This is a genomic window from Micromonospora sp. KC606, from assembly GCF_004348675.1.
In the GTDB taxonomy this organism is placed as follows: domain Bacteria; phylum Actinomycetota; class Actinomycetes; order Mycobacteriales; family Micromonosporaceae; genus Micromonospora.
The window spans coordinates 23,546-29,545 of record NZ_SMKN01000048.1 but is presented as its reverse complement, the minus strand read 5'-3'; the positions used below and the strand labels follow the sequence as shown (position 1 = coordinate 29,545).

5 protein-coding genes are annotated in these 6,000 nt (G+C 73.5%); 2 read left to right on the top strand and 3 right to left on the bottom strand.

What is annotated here, in order from left to right; all coding sequences use genetic code 11:
• Positions 1-894, bottom strand: an 894-nt coding sequence (locus E1193_RS12935) for a PHB depolymerase family esterase (protein WP_132183425.1), incomplete at its 3' end; no start/stop codon positions are given.
• Positions 895-1,254: 360 nt separating this feature from the next.
• Between E1193_RS12935 and E1193_RS12930 the strand changes: the two genes are divergently transcribed.
• Complete coding sequence (locus E1193_RS12930) at positions 1,255-2,127, top strand: DUF4231 domain-containing protein (RefSeq protein WP_165945722.1); 873 nt, start codon at positions 1,255-1,257, stop codon at positions 2,125-2,127.
• Between the two features lie 44 nt (positions 2,128-2,171).
• Here E1193_RS12930 and E1193_RS12925 read toward each other — a convergent pair whose 3' ends face one another.
• Entirely contained in the window at positions 2,172-2,852 is a 681-nt protein-coding gene (locus E1193_RS12925; RefSeq protein ID WP_132183423.1) for a response regulator, read from the bottom strand.
• A complete protein-coding gene (locus tag E1193_RS12920) occupies positions 2,849-4,432 on the bottom strand; it encodes a sensor histidine kinase (protein WP_132183422.1) in 1,584 nt (527 codons plus the stop codon). The genes E1193_RS12925 and E1193_RS12920 overlap by 4 nt, the downstream gene beginning before the upstream one ends.
• Before the next feature lie 101 nt (positions 4,433-4,533).
• Here E1193_RS12920 and E1193_RS12915 point away from each other — a divergent pair, with 101 nt between their 5' ends.
• The gene (locus E1193_RS12915; protein WP_132183421.1) at positions 4,534-5,949 is read left to right on the top strand and encodes a cation:dicarboxylase symporter family transporter; all 1,416 of its coding nucleotides are present in this window, start codon (positions 4,534-4,536) and stop codon (positions 5,947-5,949) included.
• The last annotated feature ends 51 nt before the right edge of the window (positions 5,950-6,000 follow it).

The following is a 6,000-nucleotide window of genomic DNA, read 5'->3' as shown; positions in this document are numbered from 1 at the left end:
CGCCTGGGCGGCGTCCACCGGCAGGTTGTGTCCGACGCCCTGCATGCTGATCGCCTCGACCGGGGCGGTGCCGCCGCTGCCGCCGTACCGGGTGCGGGTGTAGTTGGGCTGCGGGGTGTCGGTGTAGGTCGGGGTCTGGCTCAGCCCGTGCACGTTGGTCCACTGCTTGACGGCCTCGGTGAAGTTCTGGTAGCGCAGCGCGTCGTCCTCGGTGCCGTGCCAGAGCTGCATCCGGGGGCGCTTGCCGGTGTACCCCGGGTACGCGTCGCGGACCAGGTCACCCCACTGCTGCGGGGTTTTGATGAGCTGGCCGTTGGAGCACTCGCTGTTCCACTCGGAGCCGTTGGTGGTGGCGAAGCAGCCGAACGGCACGCCGGAGTAGGCGGAGCCGGCGGCGAACACGTCCGGGTAGAGCCCGAGCAGCACGTTGGTCATCATCGCGCCCGAGGAGATGCCGGTGGCGAAGATCCGGTTGGCGTCCACCGGGTATCGTGCCCGCACGTAGTCGATCATCGACTTGATCCCGACCGGGTCGCTGCCCCCGTCGCGGCGCAGCGCCTGCGGCGAGGCGACGTCGAAACACTTGCTGCTCCGGGTCACCGACGGGTAGAGCACGATGTAGCCGTGCCGGTCGGCCAGGGACGCGAACTGGGTGTTGGAGTACATGGCCGGCCCCGAGCCGGTGCAGTAGTGCACCGCCACCACCAGCGCGGGGCGCGGGGCGACCCGGTCCGGCACGTACAGGTACATCTGCAGGTTGCTGGGGTTGGCGCCGAAGTTGGTCACCTGGGTCAGGGTGGCCGCCGACGCGGGCGTGGGGACCGAGACTGCCGCCAGGGCGGTCAGCGCGCTGACCGCCAGGGCGGTGCCGAGCAGTCTGGGCTTCGCTCTCATGGAAGTGTCCTCCGGAAGGCCGATGGGACGGATGTGTCGATCGAGGCTGCCCGGCGCCCGATCGTGCCCGGCTCAGAAATATCCACAGTAGTGGATAGGTCGGATGGTCTGGCAAGGACGACGCCGGCCCCGGCCCGGCCCGTGTCGTCACCTGCCGGGGGTGGCCGCCGGGACAGCCGGCCAAGCCGACCGGCGGACGCCGGGCATTGATCCCGATCGGCATCCTGAGGAGGGGCGCGGCCACTCGGGCCGCCGGCCCGCCGCCGGACCGGGCCTGGCTGCGTCACGCAGCCGGTGCCTCCCGGCGGCCGGGGCCCGAGGCAGAGGGGGTGCGCAGTGGAGCAGGTCGACAGGTCCGCCGTGAGTGCGGTGTGGCGCGAGCACCGGCGCTGGTCGTGGGCCGCGGGCACGGCCAAGCGGAGCATCGCGTTCTGGCGGACCGCGGCTCTCGCGGCGGCGGTGGGCGGTGCGGTCCTGACCACCGCGGCCGTCCAGGTGGGCCTCGACGGTGCTCCGGGCCGGGCGCTGGCCACCACTGGCGCGGTTGCCCTCGCCCTGGTCCCGGTCGTGCGGGCCTCGCGCCTGGGGCGCGACCGGATCGAGGCGTGGACGCGGGTCCGGTCCGTCAGCGAGGCGCTGAAGGCGCAGGTCTACCTCTTCCTCACCGGCGCGCAGCCGTACGCCGGGCCGGACCGGGGCGCTCGCCTGTGGGCCTTCGCCACGGCCGTCGCCGACGACGTCGCCGACCTCGCCGGCATGACGCTCGGCGCACCCGACCCGGACACCCCCGTTCCCGCCGTCGCTGACGTGGACGACTACCTCGCCCACCGGCTCCGTCCCCAGATCGACGGCTACTACCGCGCCGGCGCGGCACGCCAGCAGCGCCGGCTCACGCGGTTCCGGGCCGCCGAGTTCGGGATCGCCGCAGCCGGCGCGGTGCTCGGCGCGGTCGCCGCCACCACCGGGGCCGCCGGCGCCGGCGTCTGGGTCTCGGCGGTGACGGTGGTGGGTGCGTCGATCACCGCGCACATCTCCGCCGCCCGGTACGAGCATCTCGTCGTGTCGTACCTGGCGACCGCGCGGCGGCTGCGTGCCCTGCTGGCGGAGTGGGAGACGGCGGCCGACCGCTCGCCGGCCGCCGTCGCGGCGTTCGTGCGGGCGTGCGAGGAGGCGATCACGCAGGAGAACGAGAGCTGGCTGGCCGCGTGGACCCACGACCGGGAGCCGAGCTGACCGGCTGCGGGTGCGGACCGAGCCGAACCGCTCGCACCCGCCGTTCAGGTGGGACGGTACTCCACCTCGGGGCGGCCGGGGGTGCCGTATCGCGGGCTGCGGTCCACCCGACCGGTGTCGGTCAGGTGTTCCAGGTAGCGCCGGGCGGTGACCCGGGACATCCCGGTGCGCTCGGCCACCTCGGACGCCGACTGGCCGGGCCGGCTGCGCAGCGCGTCCAGCACCGCGTCGAGAGTCGCCGCGACCAGACCCTTCGGCAGGGTGTCCGGCGCGGTGCCGCGCAGGGTGGCGAACATCCGGTCGACCTCGTGCTGCGCCGCCACCGCGCCGCCGGCCGACGCCTGCGCCCGGTACGCCGCGTACCGCTCAAGCTTGTCGCGGAACGCGGCGAACGTGAACGGCTTGAGCAGGTAGTGGGTGACGCCGAGGGCGACCGCCGCGCGCACCATGCTCAGGTCCCTCGCGGAGGTGACCGCGAGCACGTCGGCGGAGCTGCCGGCGGCCCGCATCGCCCGGCACACCTCCAGCCCGTGCATGTCGGGCAGGTGGAAGTCGAGCAACACCAGGTCCACCCGGTCACCCGAGCGCAGCACCGCCAACGCCTCCCGGGCGGTGCGCGCCACCGCCACCACCCGGAACCCGGGGATCCGCTCGGTGTACGCGCGGTGCGCCTGCGCGATCAGTTCCTCGTCCTCGACGACGAGCACCCGGATCTCGTCGCTCACGTGCGCGCCCCGATCGGGAGCCGGATCCGGAACACGCTGCCGCCCTCCGGGGCGACGGCCACCTCGTACCGCCCGCCGTGCCGGGCGATGACCTGGCCGACCAGGGCCAACCCCAGGCCACGACCGGGTCGCTTCGTCGACCAGCCGCGGCGGAAGGCGTCGGCCACCTGCTCCGGCGGCAGCCCCGGCCCGCTGTCGCCCACCTCGACGAGCACCTCGCCGTCGGACTCGGTGACCCGCACCCGGACCCGCCGGGGCGGGGCCGCCGCGGCGACCGCCTCCAGGGCGTTGTCGACCAGGTTGCCCACGACGGTGAGCAGATCGGTGGTGGGCAGGGCGCCCACGTGGAGCCGGGAATCCGGGTCGACGGTCAGCTCCACGCCCCGCTCGGCGGCCTGGGCGGACTTGCCGAGCAGCAGCGCGGCCAGCGCCGGTTCGGCGATCGCCCCGACCACCTCGTCGGTCAGCCGCTGGGCCAGGGCCAACTCCTCGGTGGCCAGCCGGACCGCCTCGTCGATCCGGCCCAGCTCGACCAGGGTCAGCATGGTGTGCAGCCGGTTGGCGGCCTCGTGCGCCTGGGAGCGCAGGGCCTCGGTGAGCCCTCGCACGGAGTCCAGCTCGCTGCTGAGCGCGCGCAGCTCGGTGTGGTCGCGCAGGGTCAGCACGGTGCCGCGGACCCGATTGCCGAGCTCGGTGGGGCGCTGGTTGGCCACCAGGGACCGCTGCCGGGTGAGGATCAGCTCGTCGTGCGCGGGCCGCCCCGCGCCGACCAACTCCACCAGCGCCGGGGGCAGGCCGAGCCCGGTCACCGGCCGGTCCACCAGCGGCGCGTCGGGATCCAGGCCGAGCAGCCGGCGCCCCTCGTCGTTGACCAGCGCGATCCGCCCGTCGGCGTCGACCACCATCAGACCCTCGCCGACCGAGTGCAGGACGGCGTCGTAGTACTCGTACATCCGGGTCATCTGGGCCGGGCCCAGCCCGTGGGTCTGCCGGCGCAGCCGGCGGCTGAGCAGCCACGAGCTGAGCCCGGCCAGGACGAGCACGACGACGGTGACGGCCAGCAGGACGGGCGCCCGGCCGAGCAGCTTCCGGTTGATCGACTCGGTGGTGATGCCGACCGAGACCAGCCCGGTGACCGTGCCGTCGGGCCCGCGCACCGGGACCACGGCACGCACCGACTCGCCCAGGGTGCCGGTGTTGACCACCGTGTACGGGTGGCCGGCCAGGGCGGGGCCGATCTCGCCGATGAACGGCTGGCCGATCTGCGCCGGGTCGGGGTGGGAGTACCGCGTCCGGTTCGGGGCCATCACCACCACGAAGTTCGTCCCGGTCGCGACGCGAACGGACTCGGCGTACGGCTGGAGCGTGGCCGCCGGGTCGGGGGAGCGCAGCGCGGCGCTCACCTCGGGGGACCGGGCGACCGTCTCGGCGACGGCGAGCACCTCGTCCCGGGCGGCCTCCCGCGCGTCGGCGCGGGCGAGCAGCGCGGCCCCGACGGCCCCCGCGCCGACGAGCAGGGTGACCACCAGCGCCTGGAGGGCGAAGAGTTGCCCCGCGATGCTCCACTTCCGTGCCGTCATGTCCCCCTCTGATCAGGTCGTCGTTACGCCGACACTGCACCCCGGTGAACAGAATGAACGCAAGGCTGCTTCCGGCTGAGACCTGGGCCACAGTCTCACCCATGCAGACCCCCACCACCAGCACACCTGCGCAGCGGACCCGCCGGGACCGCACCCACTACCTGTACCTCGCGGTGATCGTCGCAGTCGTCGCGGGCATCGTGGTCGGCTTCGTCGCACCGGAGTTGGCCAAGGACCTGAAGCCTCTCGGCACCGGGTTCGTCGCCCTGATCAAGATGATGATCAGCCCGATCATCTTCTGCACGATCGTCCTCGGCGTGGGTTCAGTGCGCCAGGCGGCCAAGGTCGGCAAGGTCGGCGGGCTCGCCCTCGGCTACTTCCTGGTGATGTCCACGGTCGCGCTGGCCATCGGCCTGGTCGTCGGCAACCTGATCCACCCCGGCTCCGGCCTGCACCTCAACTCGGAGCTGGCGGGCGCCGGGCGGCAGGCCGCCGGCGGGCAGGCGGAGGGCACGGTCGACTTCCTGCTCGGCGTCATCCCGACCTCGCTGCTGTCCTCGCTGACCGGCGGGGAGGTGCTTCAGACGCTGCTGGTCGCGCTCCTGGTCGGCTTCGCCGTGCAGGGCATGGGCAGCCGGGGCGAGCCGGTGCTGCGCGCGGTCGGGGTGCTCCAGCGCCTGATCTTCAAGATCCTCGCGATGATCATGTGGGTGGCCCCGATCGGCGCGTTCGGCGCGATCGCCGCCGTCGTCGGCGCGACCGGCGTGGACGCGCTGAAGAGCCTCGCCCAGATCATGCTCGGCTTCTACGCCACCTGCCTGGTCTTCGTCGTGGTGGTGCTCGGCCTGCTGCTCCGGGTGGTCGCCAAGATCTCGATCTTCTCGTTGCTGCGGTACCTGGGCCGGGAGTTCCTGCTGATCGTCTCCACCTCATCCTCGGAGTCGGCGCTGCCCCGGCTGATCGCGAAGATGGAGCACTTCGGGGTGAGCCGGCCGGTCGTGGGCATCACCGTGCCGACGGGCTACTCCTTCAACCTCGACGGCACCGCCATCTACCTGACCATGGCGTCACTGTTCATCGCCTCCGCGATGGGCAACCCACTGTCGGTCAGCGAGCAGGTGTCGCTGCTGGTCTTCATGATCATCGCTTCCAAGGGCGCCGCCGGCATCACCGGCGCCGGCCTGGCCACCCTGGCCGGCGGTCTCCAGTCGCACCGGCCGGACCTGGTCGACGGGGTCGGCCTGATCGTCGGCATCGACCGGTTCATGTCCGAGGCCCGGGCGCTGACCAACTTTGCCGGCAACGCCGTCGCCACGGTGCTGATCGGCACCTGGACCGGCGAGTTCGACCGGGAGCAGGCGCGGGCCGTACTCTCCGGCGAGCGCCCGTTCGACGAGGCCACCATGCTCGACGAGGACCACGGGGCCCCGGAGGCCGCCGAGGCCCCGACCGCCGACGAGCGCGCGGCCGGCGCGGCGCAGCTGCCCGACCGTCTCCCCGCCCGGGCCGGCGCCTGACCGCGCCCCGTACCCGCCCCGCCCCGGTCTGCCACGAGCGGCCGGGGCGGG

Coding starts and splice junctions, on each gene's coding strand:
- E1193_RS12920 (WP_132183422.1), bottom strand. CDS start 4,432: ATGACGGCACGGAAGTGGAGCATCGCGGGGCAACTCTTCGCCCTCCAG.
- E1193_RS12915 (WP_132183421.1), top strand. CDS start 4,534: ATGCAGACCCCCACCACCAGCACACCTGCGCAGCGGACCCGCCGGGAC.